The organism is Ruegeria sp. CL6, assembly GCF_056536465.1.
This window is the reverse complement of record NZ_JBQFPR010000010.1, coordinates 79387-100583: the sequence shown is the minus strand read 5'-3', so window position 1 is coordinate 100583 and position 21197 is coordinate 79387. Positions and strand designations below refer to the sequence as shown.

General features: G+C 56.7%; 17 protein-coding genes. 3 read left to right on the top strand and 14 right to left on the bottom strand.

The window, feature by feature from the left end:
* Positions 1-237: hypothetical protein (locus ACR0LH_RS20235; RefSeq protein ID WP_480722218.1), on the top strand; the 237-nt coding region annotated here is incomplete at its 5' end.
* 292 nt (positions 238-529) lie between these two features.
* Here ACR0LH_RS20235 and petA read toward each other — a convergent pair.
* From petA to ACR0LH_RS20195, 8 genes are all read right to left on the bottom strand, one after another.
* Positions 530-1078, bottom strand: a complete 549-nt coding sequence (gene petA, locus ACR0LH_RS20230) for a ubiquinol-cytochrome c reductase iron-sulfur subunit (RefSeq protein ID WP_050605700.1) — start codon at positions 1076-1078, stop codon at positions 530-532.
* Positions 1079-1403: 325 nt separating this feature from the next.
* Positions 1404-1682, bottom strand: coding sequence for a DUF2933 domain-containing protein (locus ACR0LH_RS20225; protein WP_170417934.1), 279 nt, complete (start codon positions 1680-1682; stop codon positions 1404-1406).
* Positions 1679-3013: an APC family permease gene (locus ACR0LH_RS20220; protein WP_255612171.1), complete on the bottom strand. Its 1335-nt coding sequence runs from the start codon at positions 3011-3013 to the stop codon at positions 1679-1681. Before ACR0LH_RS20220 ends, ACR0LH_RS20225 begins: the two co-directional genes overlap by 4 nt.
* Positions 3010-5295: a copper-transporting P-type ATPase gene (locus ACR0LH_RS20215; protein ID WP_170418025.1), complete on the bottom strand. Its 2286-nt coding sequence runs from the start codon at positions 5293-5295 to the stop codon at positions 3010-3012. Before ACR0LH_RS20215 ends, ACR0LH_RS20220 begins: the two co-directional genes overlap by 4 nt.
* 132 nt (positions 5296-5427) lie before the next feature.
* Positions 5428-6477 (bottom strand): YncE family protein, encoded by a 1050-nt coding sequence (locus ACR0LH_RS20210; RefSeq protein WP_170417931.1) that lies wholly within the window; start codon positions 6475-6477, stop codon positions 5428-5430.
* 132 nt (positions 6478-6609) lie between these two features.
* Complete coding sequence (locus tag ACR0LH_RS20205; protein WP_152460765.1) at positions 6610-6969, bottom strand: hypothetical protein; 360 nt, start codon at positions 6967-6969, stop codon at positions 6610-6612.
* Positions 6970-7053: 84 nt separating this feature from the next.
* Positions 7054-7374 carry a hypothetical protein gene (locus ACR0LH_RS20200; RefSeq protein WP_050605704.1) on the bottom strand — a complete coding sequence of 107 codons (321 nt, stop codon included), beginning with the start codon at positions 7372-7374 and terminating at the stop codon, positions 7054-7056.
* A 474-nt stretch (positions 7375-7848) separates the two neighbouring features.
* A complete protein-coding gene (locus ACR0LH_RS20195) occupies positions 7849-8364 on the bottom strand; it encodes an EF-hand domain-containing protein (protein ID WP_170417928.1) in 516 nt (171 codons plus the stop codon).
* A 172-nt stretch (positions 8365-8536) separates the two neighbouring features.
* Between ACR0LH_RS20195 and ACR0LH_RS20190 the strand changes: the two genes are divergently transcribed.
* Both ACR0LH_RS20190 and ACR0LH_RS20185 read left to right on the top strand, forming a co-directional pair.
* Complete coding sequence (locus tag ACR0LH_RS20190) at positions 8537-9262, top strand: response regulator (RefSeq protein ID WP_170417925.1); 726 nt, start codon at positions 8537-8539, stop codon at positions 9260-9262.
* Complete coding sequence (locus tag ACR0LH_RS20185) at positions 9226-10656, top strand: ATP-binding protein (RefSeq protein ID WP_237217564.1); 1431 nt, start codon at positions 9226-9228, stop codon at positions 10654-10656. Before ACR0LH_RS20190 ends, ACR0LH_RS20185 begins: the two co-directional genes overlap by 37 nt.
* A gap of 73 nt (positions 10657-10729) precedes the next feature.
* On the opposite strand, the gene ACR0LH_RS20180 is transcribed toward ACR0LH_RS20185, so the two are convergent.
* The 6 genes from ACR0LH_RS20180 to ACR0LH_RS20155 all read right to left on the bottom strand — a co-directional run bounded on the left by ACR0LH_RS20180 (position 10730) and on the right by ACR0LH_RS20155 (position 21188).
* Complete coding sequence (locus tag ACR0LH_RS20180) at positions 10730-11350, bottom strand: class I SAM-dependent methyltransferase (RefSeq protein WP_170417923.1); 621 nt, start codon at positions 11348-11350, stop codon at positions 10730-10732.
* A gap of 565 nt (positions 11351-11915) precedes the next feature.
* A complete protein-coding gene (locus tag ACR0LH_RS20175) occupies positions 11916-12257 on the bottom strand; it encodes a copper-binding protein (protein ID WP_170417920.1) in 342 nt (113 codons plus the stop codon).
* A 29-nt stretch (positions 12258-12286) separates the two neighbouring features.
* The gene (locus tag ACR0LH_RS20170) at positions 12287-15466 is read right to left on the bottom strand and encodes an efflux RND transporter permease subunit (RefSeq protein WP_170417917.1); all 3180 of its coding nucleotides are present in this window, start codon (positions 15464-15466) and stop codon (positions 12287-12289) included.
* Complete coding sequence (locus ACR0LH_RS20165; RefSeq protein ID WP_170417912.1) at positions 15463-17658, bottom strand: efflux RND transporter periplasmic adaptor subunit; 2196 nt, start codon at positions 17656-17658, stop codon at positions 15463-15465. The genes ACR0LH_RS20170 and ACR0LH_RS20165 overlap by 4 nt, the downstream gene beginning before the upstream one ends.
* 617 nt (positions 17659-18275) lie before the next feature.
* On the bottom strand, positions 18276-18662 hold the full coding sequence (gene cueR, locus ACR0LH_RS20160) for a Cu(I)-responsive transcriptional regulator (protein ID WP_152460772.1): 387 nt from the start codon (positions 18660-18662) through the stop codon (positions 18276-18278).
* Between the two features lie 15 nt (positions 18663-18677).
* Positions 18678-21188 (bottom strand): heavy metal translocating P-type ATPase, encoded by a 2511-nt coding sequence (locus tag ACR0LH_RS20155; RefSeq protein WP_170417908.1) that lies wholly within the window; start codon positions 21186-21188, stop codon positions 18678-18680.
* Positions 21189-21197: the final 9 nt, after the last annotated feature.

Below are 21197 nucleotides of genomic sequence, written 5' to 3'. Positions count from 1 at the left end.
GGCGCGATGATGAACGGGGTGACCATCGGCTATCTCGGCTATTTGCTGGAGATCTCGCCCGACGACCGCCGCCCGGCCTATTCCGCGTGGTTCAACAGCTTTGCGGCCCCGGCGGCGCTGGCGCCGCTTGTGGGCGGTGTGGTGGTCAGCATGATCGCCATCGAAGCCGTGTTCATCGCTGCGATCCTGGCCGCGCTGGGACAGGTCGCGATCGCCGCGCGGCTGACACGGGGTTGAAATAGCACCTTGTTCAGGACCAAAGCGTTTCCTCTCAACCCGCAATTCAGATGCGATCCTGTCAAAAGGCAAGATGGCATGTCTAAACATGGGCGAAGCAGAAAACGTTGAGCGCAGCGATTAGAATTGTTCCGTTCAGAACATGACGGCGAGGTCTCTTCTCGAAAACTCCAGAAAGCGGGGTACATGTCGAATTCCGCCACATAGCATCGCGGCGCTGATCGAGGGATATTCGAGGACTGACAAACGAACTTGGTGAGGCACGCGCCTCTGAACAAAGTTCACCGCGCCGTCACCCAATTTTGACCCGTGTGTCGGTGACGAACTCGTAAGGGGGCAGATCGAGGTTGCGGGGCGCGGGGCCTTTCCGAATTCTGCCAGACGTGTCGTAATGTGAACCGTGACACGGACAGAACCAACCGTCCCAGTCTCCGGTGGGTTCGCTGCCGCCCTGCCCGAGTGGTATGCATCCCAGATGGGTGCAAACGCCAATAACTACCAGCCATTCCGGTCGCTGTACGCGCTCGGCGTCAGGTTGCGGGTCGATCATTGGTGCATCGTCTTCTGCTATCGCCAGCGCGATCCGCTCTTTAGTCCGGTGGTCGATAAAGATCGGCTTGCCTTTCCATTTAACAGTGATCCTCGTTCCTGGTCCGACACCTTCAAGATCTATGTCGACAACGGCTTGGGCGGAGATGTCTGCACTGGGGTTCATGCTGTTAACAAGTGGCCAGACCGCCGCGCCCGTGGCCACGATGGCGGCACCGCCGGTGACGAAGTATAAGAAATCGCGCCGAGTTTCAGGCTCTGAAGGTGCCTGTCTTTCAGAAAATTCAGACATATTGTTCCTCCTGTGCGTCAGGACGGGTTCATCGAATTATAGGACTCGGACGAGGTGGATCAGTCGCCTTGGTCCTCTTCTTCACCGCGATGCCCCATTCCCTATTCATCAGAGTGATCTTCGTCGGTGTCACCGTGCAATGCCTTTACAGTTAGTGCACCGGCCGTCAGGTGCAGTTCAGTTGCTGCTCTCCGAATTGGATTTGCTAACATGGCAATTTCCCTTCCTTATTGGGTTACAAATTTGTTCTGATCAGTTGGCCGTTGCTGCTCCTTGTTGCGCAGTGTTCTTGCCGCAAAGCCGCCAGCCATACAGGGCGCCGTTCTCAGTGTTTGCCGTGGCCGCGATGCATTAAGAAATGCATGCCCACGCAGACCAGCAAGAACAGCAACGGAGAACTGAGCAAAGGATAGAGTGTCTCGCGGTATTCCCAGCCCAGAACAGCGGCGCCCAACGCGATCGCAATGACAACCGGGAGCCAATTACGCTTGGCACCGTTGGCCGTCTGATCTTCGGTTTTGGGCGCTTCGGCCGTTACGTCAGAGCTGACCCTTTCGGTCGTCTCCTGTGTGGCGCGGGTTTCGTCGAAATTTGATTGGGTCATAGCTGATTTGTCTCCTTTTCGATGATCCATTGTTTGAGAAAGATGCGCTCATAGACGAAGACCAAGCCGATGCCAGCAACGGCATATACTACGATCATCGGGTCGGAGCGCAGCTTGAGTATTGTGAACGCGGTCAGGACTACGCAGTCCAGCGCCAGGGCGGTCAGCAAGACCCATCCACGGGCTTTGATCTGACCGCGCAAGCGTCGCCAGACACCCCAATGCACCGCCATGTCCATCACCAGGTAAAAGAACGCCCCCAACGAGGCGATGCGAGACAGGTCGAACAACACCGCAAGCAGGCCCGCAATCACGACCGTGTAGATCAGCGTGTGAGACTGGATGCTGCCCGTCATGCCGAAATGGCTGTGCGGGATCATCTTCATGTCGGTCAGCATCGCCAGCATCCGGGACACAGCGAAAACGCTGGCGATCAGCCCCGAGGCCGTCGCCACCATCGCCAGCGCCACGGTCAGGTAGAACCCGCCCTGCCCCAGCACCGGCCTGGCAGCCTCGGCCAGGGCATAGTCCTGCGCCGCGCGGATTTGCTCGGGCGGCAGGCTGACACCGACGGCAAGGGCGACCAGCAGGTAGACCACCGCGCAGATCGCGATCGAGATCATGATGGTGCGCCCGACATTGCGGTGCGGGTCGACGATCTCGGCCCCGCTGTTGGTGATGGTGGTAAAGCCCTTGAAGGCGAGGATCGACAGGGCTACCGAGGCGACGAACCCCAGCGGCGCGGCCGGTTCCGAGCCCTGAACCTGCCAGGTTCCGCCCGCAGCCCAAAGTGCGGCGATGCCGAATATTGCGATCCCGCCTATCTTGAGCGCCGACATGATGATCGACCACAACCCCACCGACCGGTTGCCCGACCGGTTCACCGCATAGGCAAAGACGATCAGCGCAACAGCGACCAAAGACACCAGCGGTCCGCTCTCGATGTTGAACGGGCGGAGCGCATAGGTCGCGAAAGTACGCGCGACGAGGCTTTCGTTGATCACCATCGACAGTGCCATCAGCAGCGAGGCCGCCGCCGCAACCGCCCCGGGCCCATATGCCTTGGTCAGGATCATGGCGATGCCGCCTGATGAGGGCCAGGCGTTGGACATGGCGATATAGGTATAGGCGCTGAAAACCGTCACCACGGCCCCGACCACGAAGGACAGCGGAAACCATGGCCCCGCCAGCCCGGCGATCTGTCCGGTAAGTGCAAAGATCCCAGCGCCAATCATCACGCCGGTCCCCATGGCGACGGCTCCGGTCAGCGAGATTGATCCGGGCTTCAGCGCGCCACTGGCGCCGTGGGTACTATGCTCGTGCGTGCTCAAATCTTCGCCCCCCGCAATCGCAGCGCATTCAACACCACTGAAATCGATGAAGCACTCATAGCGAAGGCCGCAAACATCGGGCTGATCAGGATGCCGAAAAGCGGGAACAGAAGACCCGCCGCCACCGGAACGCCCGAGGCGTTGTAGATCAGGGCAAAGAATAGGTTTTGCCGGATATTGCGCATGGTAGCGCGGGCCAGCCTACGGGCGCGCACGATGCCATCAAGGCTTCCGTTGACCAGCGTGAAGCCTGCACTTTCGATCGCCACGTCGGCACCGGTCCCCATGGCGATGCCCACATCGGACTGCGCTAACGCGGGTGCGTCGTTCACTCCGTCACCCGCCATGGCGACCTTTGCGCCTTTCTCCTGCAGTTCGCGAATTATGCGGGCCTTGTCCTCGGGCAGTACGTCGGCTCGAATCTCATCGATACCCAGACGTTCGGCCACCGCCTTTGCAGTGCGTTCGTTGTCGCCAGTCGCCATGATGATCCGGAAACCCAGTTCGTGCAGCGCCTTGAGTGCGGCTGGTGTTGTTTCCTTGACCGGGTCGGCGACGCAGACCAACCCCGCCACTGAACCATCAAGCATCACGAACATCACCGTTTCGCCGTCATCCCGACGCGCATTGGCCTTGGCCGTCAGTTCGGCCGCCTCGAGTCCGAGATCGGTGACCAGTTTCAGATTGCCGAGCGCGACGGGGCGGCCATCCACCGTGCCTTTCACGCCTTTACCAGTCACCGCCTCGAAGTCACTGGCGTCGGACAGGGCTACGCCACGTTCCTCGGCTCCTGTGACGATTGCCTCAGCTAACGGGTGCTCCGAGCCCTTCTCCAGCGTTGCGGCCAGCCGCAGCACCTCGACCTCGTCATGGCCAGGTTCGGGTAATACAGCCACAAGCTTTGGCTTGCCCATGGTCAGCGTGCCAGTTTTGTCGACGATCAAAGTATCGATCTTCTCGAACCGCTCCAGCGCTTCGGCATTTTTGATCAGCACTCCGGCCTGCGCCCCGCGCCCCGTGGCCGTCATGATCGACATCGGAGTGGCCAGGCCAAGCGCGCACGGGCAAGCTATGATCAGTACCGACACCGCTGCGATCAAGGCGTAGGAGAGCGCCGGAGCCGGTCCCCAAATTGCCCATGCAATAAAGGCCAGCGCAGCTATACTTATGACCGCCGGTACAAACCAGCCCGCCACTTTGTCAGCGTATTTCTGAATTGGTGCGCGCGAGCGTTGCGCGTTGGCCACCATTTCGACAATCTGGGACAGCATTGTGTCAGAGCCCACTCGGGTTGCTTCGATCACAAGGCTACCGGTGCCGTTGATTGTGGCCCCTGTGACCGGCTCGCCTTGTACCTTTTCGACCGGAACCGGTTCGCCAGAGATCATGCTTTCGTCAACAGATGAGCGCCCTTCGAGTACAATGCCGTCTACTGGCACCTTGTCGCCGGGGCGTACGCGAAGGCGGTCACCTACCTGTACTTCTTCAAGCGGAATTTCCTCTTCACTGCTGTCAGGGCGGATAATGCGGGCGGTCTTTGCGGCCATGTCCAGCAAAGCGCGGATTGCCTTTCCTGTGCCTTCGCGTGCCCGCAGTTCCATCACCTGCCCGAGCAGAACAAGTGTAACGATAACTGCGGCCGCTTCGAAATAGACCCCAACATGGCCTTCTGAATCTCGAAAACCGTCCGGAAATATGTGGGGCATCAATACGGCGACAACGCTGAACAGCCACGCGGCCGAAACCCCCATGGCAATCAACGAGAACATGTTCAGGTTCATGGTGCGAAACGAATTCCACCCTCGTTCCAGAAATGGCCAACCGCACCAAAGAACAACCGGAGTGCCAAGTATCAGTTCAATCCATAGGGTTGTTCGCTCACCAAAAATCTCTCGCACACCAGACAGCCCAACGTAGGGGCCCATCGTGAAAACCAAAAGTGGAAGCGTCAGAATCGCACCTACCCATAGGCGCCGGGTGAAATCCACCAGTTCCGGGTTCGGCCCCTCGTCCACCATCGCCGCGCTTTCCAGCTCCAACCCCATGCCGCAGAGTGGACAGGACCCGGGATGGGTTTGCCGCACCTGCGGATGCATCGGGCAGGTATATACGGGTCCGTCATAGCCTGTCGGAACGATGTCATATTCACCGTTCTCGTCCGTCGCGCCATGATGCGCGGAATGGTGGTGATGCGCATGCGCATCCACCTCGCCCTCGGGCACAAGGTGCATCCCGCATTTGGGACAGTCGCCGGGCCCAGATTGACGCACGTCAGAATGCATGGGGCAGACGTAAGCGACCTCGGTCGGGCCGTTCGCGTGGATTCTGATGTCGTGGTCTTCTGTCATGTTCTGCTCCCTGGTTTAAGCTTTGGTCGTAGAGCCGTTTAATTACGCAATGCCGGGCACAGTCCTTCAGGGCAGAACAACCATCTGGTGGCCCTCACCCAGTATCGGCATTTCGGTAATAGCCGTCAGGCTGACTTGATCGACGATCCAGACCTTCGGTTCGGTTCGGCTTGATACCATCACTTTGCCTGAGTTCGGTATGGTCGTCAGGTGATAAGGTGCCGGTGACAGGTTGGTCGAGCGCTGTTTGCCCGTAGCAAGATCAATCGACAACAACCGGTCGGTGCCTTTGGCGGCCACGAACAGTACGCCCTCGCGGTCGGACAGGCCGATCCCGTGCAACTCGCCTCCAATGTCATAGGTTTCGGTGACAGAACCGCTGGCAAGATCTACGCGGAAGGCCTTGCCACCATCACTGTCGGCTACGAAGGCGGCGCTGCCGGTGGCGTTAAGTACAAGATGCTCAGGGCCTTCGCCGACGGGCATGTTGCGTACGACGAAGCCTTTGACGACATCCACTTCGCTAAGTGTACCATTGCCGGTATTGGTGACATAGACCCTGTCGCCGTCAGGCGCGAATACCGCATAGTTGGGCATTGGCCCGGTTGCTACGAAACCAAGGAAGCTGAGCTTATCGAGATCGACGATCGAAATACCGTCACCGCCCGGATGGGTCGCCACCGCGAACCGCCCGTCGGGCGACACCGCAGTGTGATGCACCGCACCTGGAACCTCGATCTGGCGGACGACCTCGCGTGTTTCCGCATCAAGGATCGTCAGCAGGCTCCGCCCCTTGTCTTTGGGCAACGCAGTGACATCGCGCTTGGCGTGGTGCGCAGCGTGTTCATCCTTGGACATACCTTCGGGTTTTGGTGGCGTTGTGGCCTCGGTTTCTGCGTAGCTGCCCGCGACCAGGTACTTAAAGCCGGGCGCGCCGGCCAGCCCATGGACCGCCACGAGCCTCGGCAGCCGCTCGACGGTCTTGCCGGTTTCGGAGTCGATCACCAGAACCGAGTCCGCGCTGCCTTCGGGAATGAACACGGTTGCCGCCAGCGTGAGCGAAGGCGCAGTCAAAGCTGCGACGGACAGGCCTGCGGCCAGATTGAACAGGGTCATTTAGGTTTCCTTTCGTCAACTGAAACGCGCGCATTGGCGGGCACGTGCAGAAAAATCCGGTAGATGACGGCCATCAGGAAGGGCGTCAAAAGCAGGGTCAGAGCGATGGCCTTCATGGCTTTGTCCTTTCAATCAGTTGAGTTTTGTGCGAGCCGCAAAGACATTGAACAGTCCGCCGAACAGCAACGCGGCGTACCAGCCGTAGAGAAACGCCCATAACAGTCCCAACAGGAATGAGGGCAGGCTGAGCCAAGTCATTCCGGGCATCAGGCCGATCCAAGCCCGGTACATGGCAAAACTTGGAAAGATCAGGTCAAAGGCCACGCACAGCAGGTAGGTTGCGGCCAGAAACAGGCTGAGCGCCCAGCCAAGGGTTGTCACCGGAACACCGGGATGATGTTCTTGTGTCCCCATCACACAGGGGCCACAGGTCAGGCGCAACAGTGCGAATAGCACCACGCCCGTGACGAAAAAGTACAGAATGGTAAGCATGGTAAGTGTCCTGAACTGAGTTGGGCCGCAATCAACGGCTTGGGCAAGACCCCGGAGCGATTCCGGAGCCATTGCCGGTCACGTTCAGGACAGGTTTGGCGGATGTGGTAGTGGTGCGACCGGCAGGCTTGCGCGTGGCCGGAACCGTTCTGGCGCCACGGGCGTAGCAATACGCATCGAGAGCAATTCAGGTGCCGCCATAACTGCCATCGCATAGCAGCCCGGGTGCACTGAGCAGTCTAATTCTTCTGATGGATGAGACGCGGGATACCCACCGCTGTCATCGATCACAAGCTCGGCCTGGGTGGCGGCCTTCGCGATGTCATGCCCGGCATGGGACGGCACAACAGAGATCAGCATCGAAACCACCAACGCACAGATCAACAGGACCTGCAGCCGGCCCATGCCCATATGCCACCCCGGCAGCGACAGCGATCGGAGCGCTGGGGATTGGGCTGGCAACCACTGCGGCTGTCATGAAGCCGATGATGACAACGGGTCCGAACGGGCCGGCCCAATCCACCCACGCAGTAATGACTTCGCGCGATAGTCCTGCGTCCAACGCGCCAGACAGCCACAACCAGATGGTGGCGATCAGCAACGCGATCAAAACCGCGATGAAAACCAAACGGCTATTGCTGTGCAGGCCCTCCAGCTTTCGTTCCTCCTATGACATAGCCCTCCACCCCTAAACGGGAGTGACGGATTCCGAGGTCACTTAGCGATGTATTTGATCAGCGCTACGATCGCCAGAACGATCAACACTGCGATCAGCAACATCCAGATCATTCCAAACCCCATTCCAGCGCCATAGCCCATCATCGCTTTGTTCCTCAGTGGTTTGTGCCGAGTGCGATGACCCGGCTACACGGTTGCGTTTCAGTTGTTGGTTTCAGAAGCCTTTGTCACAGGTTTCGAGGCCTTCATGCCGTGTTTCGGCGACATCGTCTTTGCGCCTTTCTCGATTTCCCCTGTGGTCACAACGCCATCGCCATTGGCATCAAGATGCTGAAATCGGTCCACCATGGTTTCGCGGATCATCCCGGAATGCAGCGCTTCGAACTCATCAATCGACAGGTTGCCATCTCCATTGACGTCATGCGCCTGCATCCGGGCCTTCAGACCTTCGGCGATCTCAGATTCGCTCGGGCGACCGTCCTCGTCCATGTCCAGAACCGCCAGCCAGTTGCCGCCCATCATCTGGCCATGCATTTTCACCATCATTTGCATCATGCCTGCGTGATCGCCCATCATGCCGCCGGGCGCACCCTGCATCATGCCGCCCTCATGGCCCTGCATCTGCGCGCTGCTGCCATGCTGACCGGCGGCAAGCGCGGGCAGCGCCATCAAAGTCGCGGCAATGGCTCCAGCGGCCAGCGTGAAGGTACGTTTCATGACTTTCACCTCTCGGGTTTTTGTTTCTACACAAAGCATATGGCCGCCCTCGGTCGCGCCACCACCCCCCTGCTCAACCCGGTTTGTATCGTTGTGTCGCAGCCCGCCCAACTGATACAAAGGGATACAAAAAAGCCGGGATTTGTACCGCGCCGGGGCTTATGATTGCGCCATGACTGAAGCACCACATATCTTGATTGTCGACGACCACCGCGAAATCCGTGATGCTGTCAGCCGCTATCTGGAAAAGAATGGGTTGCGCGCCAGTACCGCGCGCGACGCAACCGAGATGGACGCACGACTGGCGGCCGGTCGGATTGATCTTATCGTACTCGACATCATGATGCCGGGCGAAAACGGATTGTCGGTCTGTCGCCGCCTGTCCGCGGCCGGTGGCCCGCCGATCCTGATGCTGACAGCCCTCAGCGATGACACCGACCGTATCGTGGGTTTAGAGATCGGCGCCGATGACTACCTGCCCAAACCATTCAACCCACGTGAATTGCTGGCCCGGATCAAGGCGATCCTGCGGCGTTCCGAAACCACCGTCCCCCCGGCTGGCGATCTGAGCGGCAAACGGATCGCCTTTGGAAGCTGGGTTCTGGATGCCGACAGTCGCACCTTGATATCCGCCGAAGGGGCCGAAGAAAGTCTGACCACCGCCGATGTCCGGCTGCTGGCCGTATTCCTGCAGCGGCCCCGCAAACTCCTGTCGCGAGACGAACTGCTGGATTTGACCGCCGGCCGCAGCCCGCACTTGTTCGACCGTACGATCGACAACCAGGTCAGCCGCTTGCGTCGCAAGATCGAAGCTGACCCAACGCGGCCGAAGCTCATCACCACGATAAGAGGTGGCGGTTATTGCCTGTCGACCGACGTGAGCGAGCTTACGGGATGAAAGCCTTTGCCCAAAGTCTGCGCGGTCAGCTTATCCTTTTGATCATCGCCGCGCTGGCTGCCGCGCAACTGGTCAGCCTGTGGCTGTTCGTCGACGAACGCTCAATGGCAGTGCACATGGCCCTTGGCCTGGAAACCGCCGGACGCGCCGCAAACATCGCGCGGCTGATTGAAGAAGCTCCACCCGAGATGCACGACGCGATCCTGCGGGCGGCAAGTTCTCCACTGGTGCGTTTCAGCCTTACAGATACGCCCGCAGTCGATCACACCGGACATAGCGCTGGTGGGACGGTCGAAAACACAATCCGCAGAATTCTGCCAGGCTATGAAAACCGTCCCATCCGGGTAGAGTTGCATGAGTTCTCTCCCGATATGCTGCCGGTTGAAGGTGTTCCGTCTACAATGGCTGAAATGCACATGGCAATGATGCGTGATCACGTTTCCGCAATTGAAATGCAGCTGTCGATCGCTCTGACGACCGATCAATGGCTCAACGTGGATACCCGGTTCCATAACCCTCCTCTGCAATGGCCTTTGCAGTCCTTCGTCAGCTTCGGTTTCACTGCAACTTTAATTCTTGGAGCAGCCATTTGGTTTCTACTGACACGGCTGACCGGCCCGTTGCGCCGCCTGTCACTGGCTGCAGACCAGTTTGGTCGCGGTGAAGACGTCCAGGAACTGACGGTTTCTGGTCCGACCGAGGTGCGAGATTTGACGCAGGCGTTCAACCATATGCGTGATAGGCTGACTCGCTATGTTGCCGATCGGACCAGACTATTGGGGGCGCTGGGTCACGATTTGCGGTCGCCACTGACGGGATTGCGGGTTCGCGCCGAACTGGTGGAGGAAGAGGAGACCCGTGACCATCTGATCGAGACCATCGAGGAAATGCAGGAGATGGTGGACTCCACCCTGTCATTTGCCAAGGGCGTGGCCACGCGCGAACCTTCCAGTACCGTCCCAATTGGTGAATTCGTAACCAAAACGACCGAAGACATTGTGCAAGCCGGTGACACGGTTGAAGTATCGGTCGCAGACAATCCGGCCGTCACGCTTCGGCCGATGCTGATGAAGCGAGCTCTGCGCAATATCATTGAAAACGCCTGCCGGTATGGTGCCCGGGCCAACGTCTCAGTCATGCAAGAGGGGAATGAGGCAAAAATATTGATCCAGGATCAGGGGCCCGGCATCCCCGAGCATATGCTCGATGCGGTATTCGACCCATTCGTGCGGCTTGAAACATCCCGCTCGCGAGAGACTGGCGGAACCGGCTTGGGGCTGTCGATCGCACGTACGATCATCCAGTCGCACGGTGGCACGATAGAATTGCTAAACGGGGAAACTGGCGGCTTGTGCGCTAAGGTGGTTCTGCCAGTTTTTGAGGGCCAAACGTAACTTGTGAACACAATCGGCATGCCCCGAAAGCTTATTGGAAGCGTACCGCTTTGGGCCAGTTTCAGGTGTGGGCTCAAACGCAGCGGCGGAGAACACTGAACTGGAAAGACTGACTTTCCCCCCAAGAGGTTTGGTGCAGGTGATGGCGATGCGCGACGAGTTCAAAGTGTTCCTCAAAAAGCACGGCGATATCGCTCGGACTATAGCGGGCGACAGGGAGACCACTGCAAGTCTCCGGCCCATCAAGTGCAAACGTAGCAATGATCACATGGCCGCCAATTTTTACCCCTTTCTTCACGCTTTCCAGATAGGCCGCGCGTTGCGATGTATCCACGAGAAAGTGAAAAACCGCCCTATCATGCCAGACGTCATATCTGCGATCGGGGACCCAAGAAGTTATATCTGCAGAAATCCAAGTGACTGTTTCAGCGGCGCGCCCCAACCTTTCCCGGGCCGTGTCCAACGCGACCTGCGATAGATCGAGAACTGTCACGTCATGGAGCCCCTTCGCAAGCAACGCTCCAGCAAGACGAGATGTACCTCCACCAATGTCGATGACGGATGAAGGCTTAGACACTCTGATCAACTCGATGAGTTCAAGCGATATCTCTGGATCATCCTCGTGCCAACTCAATTGGGTGTCAAACTTCTCGCCATAGACATCGTCCCAGTGCTCTCTTGTGTTAGCTGTCATGTCGTATCGTTTTCCCAAGTCGTCGCCCTGGAGATATCCTCATTTTGACCGCTCCGCGCTGCGTTTTCGACTGAAGCAAAAACCAACAAGGCAACGCCCCAGACAATTCGACGCTGGTCCGTTGAATGGCCGCGTGAAGTCATCTCGGCGACAATGTAGTACACACATTCCAATTGTGAAATGTTTTAGGTGGGATTTGCTTGTCGGTCAGATTTCCACTGGGCTGCGCAAGTAGCTCCAGAATTTTGCGCAGTTTAACTGCAGTGGCGCGGGCCGGAGATACCGAAGCGTTGGCAGTTTGTGTACTGCTTGCCTGGATTGCTCTGTTCAATCAGTATAGCCGGAAGATTTTCTGAGCTTTGGAGCTTCAATCAGTCAACGAATTGCTTAAAGCGCCTTTAACCGACAATGGACTGATAACTTATGAGCAGAGCCACAGATCGTTGAAATACGATTTGGTTCTTGAGTGGCTCCTACTCCATTTCTCTTAGTTCATAGAATTTCCTACAGTCGTTGAAACGGCGAACAATCACATCATTGGTGAATAGCTGCCGCATCAACAGACTCAGTTTTTCATGATCGCGCCGATCGCATACATACCATCATCGCTTTTGACCAACATCAGTGTGACTTCGTCACCTGCGCTGATCTCACCCATCATCTGGGCATTCTCAAGAAGCTGCAAATCCATCGTCATCGCGGGCCACCCGATCTCGGGGATCGGATCATGGCTGACGTTAGCGGTTTCGTCGCCAATTGAGTTCACCAAAGCCTTTGCGTGGACCGCACCTTCCATCTGTTCGGAAGACATGGGCATGTTGGAATGGTCCATGCCGTGGTTCGTTTGCGCGATGCCGGATGTTGTAGACACGGCCAATAGGGCCAAAATTGCAGTCAAAGTTTTCATCAGATGCTCCTGTTTCAAGGTTGTGGGTATTATTCTGCCGGAAGCGCAGGGGGCACTTCCTGGATCGTGTGGGAGATCTCTCGGTTCACGCGATTGAGCGCGAGCCGTTTCCAAATCACGAATATTGCGGGAATGACAAAAAGCGTAAGAAGGGTCGCTGTCACCATGCCCCCAATCATCGGCGCAGCGATCCGCTGCATGATTTCAGAGCCTGTACCGGTGCCGTACATGATGGGTATCAGTGCTGCAAAGATCGTGGCTACAGTCATTACCTTCGGCCGAACCCGAAGAACGGCTCCTTCGAACACCGCGTCTTCGATATCGTCACGTGTCAGCTTTCGCTGTTCCGATTGCGCCAGCCCTCGACGTTTCTCCCAAGCAAGATTGAGGTACAACAACATGACAATCGCTGTTTCCACGGCAACTCCCGCCAGCGCGATGAAGCCCACGAGCACAGCAATTGAGATATCGAAGTTAAGATACCATAAGAACCAAACCCCACCTGCCAATGCGACCGGGAGCGCCGCAAGAATTATCCCGACCTCAATCACCCGATTGAACGCCAAGAAAAGCATGAGCGTGATAATTAGCAGGGTTGCAGGAGCAACGATCGTCAACCTGTCCTGCATTCTCTCTATGTACTCATACTGCCCTGACCAAGTCAGCGAGTAACCTGGAGGCAGGTCGACCTTTTCTGTAACCACCTCTTGTGCTTCGGCCACATAGCCGCCCAGGTCGCGCCCCGCGATGTCGATGAACACGAACCCAGTTCGTCGAGCGTTCTCTGATCGTATCATTCCCGGCCCGTCAACTATTCGAATATCGGCGAGAGCGGACAGTGGCACATGAGCACCCGACGGCGTGACGACAGGAAGATTTTCGAGCCGTTCCGGGCTGTCTCGCCATGCCTGAGGGTACCGAAGGTTTATAGGAAACCTCTCCAGCCCCTCCACAGATTCCGACACTTGCATACCGCCAATTGCGGTCTGCACTACGTCCTGAACTTCTCGAACACTCATCATGTATCGGGAGGCGGCATCTCGTTTGACGTCGATTTCGATGAAACGCCCGCCAACAGGTCGCTCTGCGTAGGCGGAAGCCGTTCCATCAATATCAGCGACCGCACGCTCTACTTCGATCCCTATATCTGTAATGACCTCCAAGTCGGTGCCGGATATTTTGACACCGACAGGAGTACGGATACCTGTCGCAAGCATATCGATGCGGTTCTTGATAGGTTGGATCCAAACATTTGTAACGCCCGGAACCTGAACGATACGATCGAGCTCATTCCGGATTTTCTCCATTGTCATGCCGGGGCGCCATTCTTCTTCCGGCTTGAGTTGGATTGTGGTCTCCACCATCGTTAGAGGTGCTGGATCGGTTGCAGTCTCCGCACGCCCAACTTTACCGTGAACAGTTTCGACTTCAGGCACGGTCGCGATCAGGCGGTTGGTCTGCTGCAGTACCTCACGGGCTTTTCCCGTCGAGATCCCGGGGTAGAAGCTCGGCATGTAGAGAAAATCACCTTCGTTCAACTCGGGCATGAATTCAGAGCCAATTCTCTGGTACGGGTACCACATGGACGTCACCAGAACGCCGGCCAACAGTGTTGTTGCCCATGGCCAGGCAATTGCCGCGTCCAGAAATGGGCGGTACACGAACACAACCAAGCGATTTAGCGGATTTTTTCGCTCCGGTAGAATACGCCCCCTTACAAAGTAACCCATCAAGACCGGAACCAGCGTTATCGAAAGGATGGCGGCTGCAGCCATGGCGTAGGTTTTGGTATAAGCGAGTGGCGAGAAGAGCCTACCTTCCTGATTTTCCAGAACGAAAACAGGCAAAAAACTAACCGTGATAATCGCCAGAGAATAAAAAAGGGCTGGTCCCACCTCAGAAGCGCACTCTTGCACAATCCGCCATCGGTTCTCTGCTGTGAGCTTTTCTTTTTCCAACCGCCTGTGCATCGCCTCGATCATCACAATCGATGCGTCGACCATCGCACCAATAGCGATGGCTATGCCGCCGAGCGACATGATGTTTGCGTTTACTCCTTGCGCCTTCATCAGAATAAATGCGGCAAAGATTCCCAGAGGGAGCGACAGAAGAATTACGAGGGATGACCGCAGATGAAGTAGAAAAGCCGCGCACACAAGAACAACGACAATGAATTCCTGCGTCAGTTTCTTCTGGAGGTTATCGATAGCACGCTCGATCACACCAGATCGGTCGTAGGTCGTTATGATTTCGACCCCCTCCGGCAGGTTTGAGCGCAACTCTTCGATGCGCGCCTCCACCGCTTTGATCGTTGCCAACGCATTCCCACCCCATCGCAGAATGACTACTCCACCAACCGCGTCTCCTTGCCCGTCGAGTTCTCCGACACCGCGCCGCATTTCCGGCCCCAGACGGATTTCAGCGACGTCTCCAAGCGTCAGAGCGGCGCCACGGTCGTTGACCATCAACGGCGCGCTTGCAAGGTCTGACAATTCGTCAATGTAGCCCGAGGACCTGACCATGAATTCGGCTTCCCCCATCTCAATGACGCTGCCGCCCGTCTCGCGGTTGGCCGCCTGAATAGCCGTCCTCAATTGTGCAAGTGTTATGTCATAGGCACGTAGTTTGTTTGGGTCGACGACGACCTGGTACTGTTTGACCATTCCGCCGATGGTGGCGACTTCTGAGACGCCTTCCACGGCTTGTAATTCGTATTTCAGAAACCAATCCTGCAGAGTCCTGAGCTGAGCCAGATCATGATTTCCGGTTCTGTCAACCAGCGCATACTGATAAATCCACCCGACCCCAGTCGCATCAGGGCCAAGTTGTGGTGACACGCCCTCAGGTAAGCTGCCGGTAATCTGGCCCAAGTATTCGAGCACACGCGACCGAGCCCAGTAGAGGTCCGTCCCGTCCTCAAAGACAACATATACAAAGCTGTCTCCAAAGAACGAGAACCCGCGAACGTCTTTTGCACCGGGTACGGCCAATAGGGCTGTCGCAAGTGGATATGTGATTTGGTTTTCGACAACTTGAGGCGCTTGCCCGGGATATGGCGTGCGAACAATTACCTGGACATCCGACAGATCCGGGATTGCATCAACCGGCGTCTCACGAATGGCCCAAATACCCGCAACTCCTATCATGAATGCGAGGGCCAAGATGACGAACCTGTTGGCGAGCGAAGAACGAATGATGGCCGTGATCACTGCGTAACACTCCCATCAAGCGCGACCTCTAACAGCGTCATCGAAAAGTCGGGATTGCGGCGAAGGATCAAAGAAACATCAATCCCTACAGGCAAGTTAGAAACCTCAATCCCCTCCGCAACCGGGAAATCCATGGTCATGCCCGGCATGCCGATCTCAGTCATCGGACCGTGTGTTACGTTCGCGGTACGCGCGTTCGGGTCGATACTGTTAATCCGGCCAGAAACCTGAAGTGGCGGTGCAATAGGCGTTGCCGCAGCCAACACCATTGTCATGCCATCTGCACGCGCGAAAGTCAGAGTCATTTCAGAACCGACTTCGAGCATGCTTGTGTCCAATGTAGGTTCTAATGGGAAATCCATGGTCATTCCGGGCATGCCAATCTCAGTCATCGGCCCGTGAGTGATGGTTGCCGTTCCCGCCTCAGCATTAACGAGGTTGATCGTGCCGGTGACTACAATCGGTGGAGCAGAAGGCGTGTCGGTTTCTTCGGGTTCAACGGAATCCGTCGGCGGCGAGCCCTCTTCGCGAATTGCCACAATCGAGAACATCCCCCCTTCTCCCTCAGCCAGATCAAACTCAATTGGCATGTCGATTGGCACGGTAGTGAGATCTACTCCTACAACAGGCAAATCCATTGTCATGGCGGCCCAACCGAGCTCGGGGATCGGTCCGTGCTCAAGCGTCAATTTGCCGTCTGAAGTGACGGCGCGCGCGATTCCGGCACCAGTTCCGGCAATACCATCGTCTGGTGCAAGCTCCATCAGGCTCAGAAGCCCATCCGCACCCCGTGCGATCACGAAAGCGACTGCGTCGCCTGCACTCAAGCTGTCGAGCGAAACACCAGACCTCACCGGAAACTGCGAAGTCATTGCGGGCCAATCGAGGCTTTCGAGAACATCGTGACGAACAGTTGCCATACGATTTTGGGCATCGAGTGAAACCAGGGTGCCTGCCCCGCGTGCTGGTTCGGTATCCGTTGGTGCCATTCGGGTGAAACCGGCGCTCAAAGCACTTTCACTGTCGATTAGAAACTGTGCGGATGCGACAACTTCCTCACCAGGTTCAAGCCCTTGCAGAACTTCTGTTCGACCCCCCTCGCCGAAACTGTCTCGAAGACCTGTAGTCACCAGTCTCGGGCGAAAAGTACCATCGCCTGTTTTTAAGATGACGCGTTCCGCCGAACCGGTACGAATTAACGCCTCTGATGGAACAGTGAGAACATTTCGGCTTTCATCCGGTATAAGGCTAACACTGCCAAACATGCCCGGCCGCAGCACGCCGTCGGTGTTATCGAAACTAAGCCTTACGGGAAGAGTTCGGGTTTGCGGATCAAGCTCAGGGTAAACATAGTCGATGTCGCCTTCGAAGGTGCGACCGGGTAGGTGCTCGAACCTTGCTATCGCGCGCATATCTTCCGACAAACGTGCAATATCTCGTTCAAATACATCAACGATCAGCCATACTTCAGAAAGATCGGTTACCGAAAAAGCAAGCGTGCCTGGCTGCAGGTACATGCCATCGGCGGCATTCAGAGCTATGACGACACCGTTTTGAGGTGCCTCAATTTCCACATTTCGAACCAACTCACCGCCCGCCTCAATCTCAGCAACCTGACGAGCGGACATACCGTGGCTGATCAACTTATTGCGCGCCGCGTCCAAAATCCGCGGGTCACCAGCTTCGACTGCGCGTACAAGATCGCCGGTCGCAGCTGCGATCAGTGGTGAAAAGAGTTCAAATAAAACTTGCCCCTTCTCAACGCGATCACCGACCGCTCGAACTTTCAGTTGCTCAATCCAACCTTCAACACGCGTATGAACGTGATTGGTCAGGTGTTCGTCAAAGCCGACGAAACCCACCGTTTCGATGCGAGGTTCGATATCAGTCATGCGTGCAACCGCAGTTCGCACACCAATTGCGTTGATTTCCGCAGCGCTCAGGGTGACTTCTTCAGGGTCGCCGGTAGGTTCCTGCCCAGAATAAACCGGGATCAAGTCCATACCCATCGGCGATTTTCCAGGTCCAGGCTGCCGAAAATTCGGATCCATCGGTGCTACCCAATAAAGGACCTCTGGTTCGTTCGACTGGCCCTGATCAATTGGATTCAGGTACAGTCTTTCAAGAAAGACACCTCCACCCAGGCCAATCGCCAAGGCAAGTACTGATAGTGCCGCATATCTTCCACGCATAATAATCTCCTGACGGTCGCAGTGCATGCTCGAACCGAAACAACATGAAAACCCGCGCTGACGGGCCTGTGGATGTTAGGAGATTTGTGGAGGACGATCGGGCGTCAGAGGCGCTTGAGAGTTGTGGATGTCGGAATCCATGTTACGGTTTTTCTGGCCAAAAGCTTCAGCCAAAACCGCAAGTCCTACGTGGGTCGGATATTCGCCAACACAACAGATACCGGAATGACATTCTCCGCTGTGATTTACGTGGCTATCCGTGTGGATTTGGCCAGTCGTCGGATGCAAACCGCTATGGTCGTGTTTGAAGTCTGATGACTTTGCAGCCATTGAAACGCCGTGAGGCTCAGAGGTGCTACTGTTTTTGACGTCACTGCTCGCGACCACAACAGTGCCGACGAAGGTCATCGCCAAGCAGACGCATGTCAGAAACGTCATTCGCAACACTGAGAAAAACTTCCACTTCATCCCGTGCAGTTAGGACGAACGTAACGAGTGTTCAAGCCAGTCGGAGGAAAAAACAGGTGAGTTGGTGCGCTGTATCGAAATGAAGCGGATTCCCGCGAATACACGTAACAAACTGCCAAAATAGGAGGCAGTTCATACGATGAGCGCATCTAAGTTTGGCCGAGGTTCTTCAGGATCGGGCAGTCGGGACGGTGGTCTCCGGCACATTCATCGATTAAATGAGACAGTGTAGCATGCATGGCCTTCAGGTCCGCGATCTTGGCATCTATTTCTTTTAGGTTCTGTTTGGCGATATCCTTCACGTCCGCGCTTGCGCGTTCTTTGTCCTCGTACAACGCCAGTAGTGAACGGCAATCCTCAATGGTAAAGCCCAATGAGCGGGCCCGCCCGATGAAGGCCAGTTTGTGCAGTTCCTTTTCGTCGAAATGTCGATACCCGTTCAGACTGCGCCTGGGTTTGATGAATCCGATATCCTCGTAATAACGGATGGTTTTGGCAGGCAGACCCGAACGTTCTGCTACATCTCCGATATTCACAGCGGTTCTCCTATTCTATTCAGCAGGCGCTGATCGCAGCGCCTGCTCTTCATTCTGCGAGATCTGTTCTCGCCCAACTTTGATCGGCTTAACCCAGCGCAACCGCAGCGCGTTGGTCAGGACAAATACACTGGACAGCGCCATGGCACCTGCAGCCAAAACCGGCGACAGCAACGGGCCGCCAAACGGATAGAGCACCCCCGCTGCAACCGGTATGAGCAGCGTGTTGTAGCTGAAAGCCCAGAACAGGTTTTGGCGGATGTTACGCATGGTGCGCTGACTAATATCGAAGGCGTTGACCACGCCTGTCAGGTCGCCTGACATCAGAACGACGTCAGCCGCCTCGATGGCGATGTCAGTGCCTGTCCCGATCGCAATTCCTACGTCAGCCGCCGCCAGAGCGGGGGCATCATTGATGCCATCACCCACAAAGGCCAGTTTTCCGCCATTTGAGCGCAGATCTTGCAACGCGGATACTTTACCCTCTGGCAGAACCTCGGCCACGACATGATCGATGCCAAGCTGCGCCGCGATGGATTTGGCTGTAGCGGTATTGTCGCCGGTAATCATCGCTACTTTCAGCCCCAGTCCGTGCAAAGCTTCAATTGCGTCTGGCGTGGTGGTCTTGATTGGGTCCGCCACGGCGATGACGGCTGCGATAACTCCGTCTACGGAGGCATAAAGTGGAGTCTTTCCGTTGATTGCGAGTTCAGCGCCCCGATCAGACAACGCGCCCATTTCAACCCCTTCGCGACTCATCAGGCGGTCGGCCCCGATCAGGATTGTATGGCCTTCGACTGAGGCGCTTACCCCGTAACCGGTGATCGACGTGAAGTCTTCTGGCTTCGAAAGCTCCAGACCACGGGTTTCAGCCGCGCGCACGATGGCCGTGGCGATCGGATGTTCGGATGTGACCTCAACGGCAGCAACAAGGCGCAGAACCTCATCCTCGGCCAATCCTTCGGCCACAATCAGGTCGGTCAGCTCCGGACGCCCTTCGGTCAAGGTCCCCGTCTTGTCCACCGCAACAACGGTGGTTTCCTGCAGCATTTGCAAGGCGTCGCCCTTTCGAAACAGGACACCCATCTCGGCCGCGCGGCCGGTGCCGACCATGATTGAGGTGGGTGTGGCCAACCCCATGGCGCAGGGGCAAGCAATGATCAGTACCGCAACCCCGGCTACCAACGCCAAGCTGAGCGCAGGATCGGGTCCGAACAACATCCAAACCAGCACAGTCATTACGGCCACAGCGATCACTACCGGCACGAACCACAGCGTGATGCGGTCAACCAAGCCTTGAATCGGAAGCTTGGCACCCTGTGCTTGTTCGACCATTTGAATGATCTGGGCCAACATAGTGTCTGCGCCGATCTTTTCAGCCCGGTACGTCAATGCGCCCGCGCCATTAACTGTTCCGCCGACCACAGTTGCGCCCTCGGTCTTTTCGGCAGGAACCGGCTCGCCGGTGATCATGCTTTCATCGACATATGACGCGCCGGTCACTACGGCACCATCCACCGCGATTTTTTCGCCCGGTCGAACGTGCACAATATCCCCTACAACGATCTGCTCGATCGGTAGCTCGACAACCGATCCGTCGCGCTCAACGCGCGCTGTTTTTGCCTGCAGACCGACCAGTTTTCGGATCGCTTCACCAGTTCGCCCCTTGGCGCGCGCCTCGAGGAACCTCCCCAGCAATATGAGAACCACGATCACCGCTGCGGCCTCGTAGTAGACGTTTGCGGTTCCGGCGGGAAGAACACCCGGCGCAAAGGTGGAAACAAGCGAGAACCCATAAGCCGCCGAAGTGCCCAGAGCCACCAGAGAATTCATGTCCGGCGCGCCTTTGAACAAGGAAGGGAATCCCTTAGTATAGAACTGCAAACCTGGCCCAAAAAGAACGATCGTGGTTAGAAGGAATTGCAGGTAATAGCTGTTCTGGATGCCGATCGTGCTCGCTATCAGGTGGTGCATGCCCGGAATAACATGCGAGCCCATTTCAAGGATAAAGACCGGCAAAGCGAGCAAGGCGGCAAAGCTTGTTCGCCGGGCCAATTGGCGAATCTCTTTGGCTTTGCGGTCTTGTGGTTCGGTCTGCGTCGCGGATCGCAGGCTCGCCGGATAGCCAGCAGATGCCGCAAGCGCCGCGATGGCTTCGGGTGTTGTGACTCCCTCAGCATAACGTACAGTTGCACTTTCGGTGGCCAGATTGACCGACGCGGACAAGACGCCATCATCTGCTTGCAATGCCCGTTCAACGCGCCCCACGCACGATGCGCAGGACATGTTCTGAATATCCAGCGTTACCTCTTCCGTCCGTGCCAGATATCCGGCGCTGTTTAACGCATCAGCAATGGCCGCTTTATCGGCTGGATCGCGGAAATCGACCTGAACGCTTTCGCTGGCGAGATTAACCGAAGCGGCATCTACCCCTGGCACATCTTTCAACGCGCGCTCAACCCGCCCTACGCAGGACGCACAGCTCATACCCTGAACTTGAAACCTTGCATGTGAAATTTCAGTCATATTGTCACC

Coding starts and splice junctions, on each gene's coding strand:
- petA (WP_050605700.1), bottom strand. CDS start 1,078: ATGTCTGAATTTTCTGAAAGACAGGCACCTTCAGAGCCTGAAACTCGG.
- ACR0LH_RS20225 (WP_170417934.1), bottom strand. CDS start 1,682: ATGACCCAATCAAATTTCGACGAAACCCGCGCCACACAGGAGACGACC.
- ACR0LH_RS20215 (WP_170418025.1), bottom strand. CDS start 5,295: ATGCATTCTGACGTGCGTCAATCTGGGCCCGGCGACTGTCCCAAATGC.
- ACR0LH_RS20210 (WP_170417931.1), bottom strand. CDS start 6,477: ATGACCCTGTTCAATCTGGCCGCAGGCCTGTCCGTCGCAGCTTTGACT.
- ACR0LH_RS20205 (WP_152460765.1), bottom strand. CDS start 6,969: ATGCTTACCATTCTGTACTTTTTCGTCACGGGCGTGGTGCTATTCGCA.
- ACR0LH_RS20200 (WP_050605704.1), bottom strand. CDS start 7,374: ATGGGCCGGCTGCAGGTCCTGTTGATCTGTGCGTTGGTGGTTTCGATG.
- ACR0LH_RS20195 (WP_170417928.1), bottom strand. CDS start 8,364: ATGAAACGTACCTTCACGCTGGCCGCTGGAGCCATTGCCGCGACTTTG.
- ACR0LH_RS20190 (WP_170417925.1), top strand. CDS start 8,537: ATGACTGAAGCACCACATATCTTGATTGTCGACGACCACCGCGAAATC.
- ACR0LH_RS20180 (WP_170417923.1), bottom strand. CDS start 11,350: ATGACAGCTAACACAAGAGAGCACTGGGACGATGTCTATGGCGAGAAG.
- ACR0LH_RS20175 (WP_170417920.1), bottom strand. CDS start 12,257: ATGAAAACTTTGACTGCAATTTTGGCCCTATTGGCCGTGTCTACAACA.
- ACR0LH_RS20165 (WP_170417912.1), bottom strand. CDS start 17,658: ATGCGTGGAAGATATGCGGCACTATCAGTACTTGCCTTGGCGATTGGC.
- ACR0LH_RS20155 (WP_170417908.1), bottom strand. CDS start 21,188: ATGACTGAAATTTCACATGCAAGGTTTCAAGTTCAGGGTATGAGCTGT.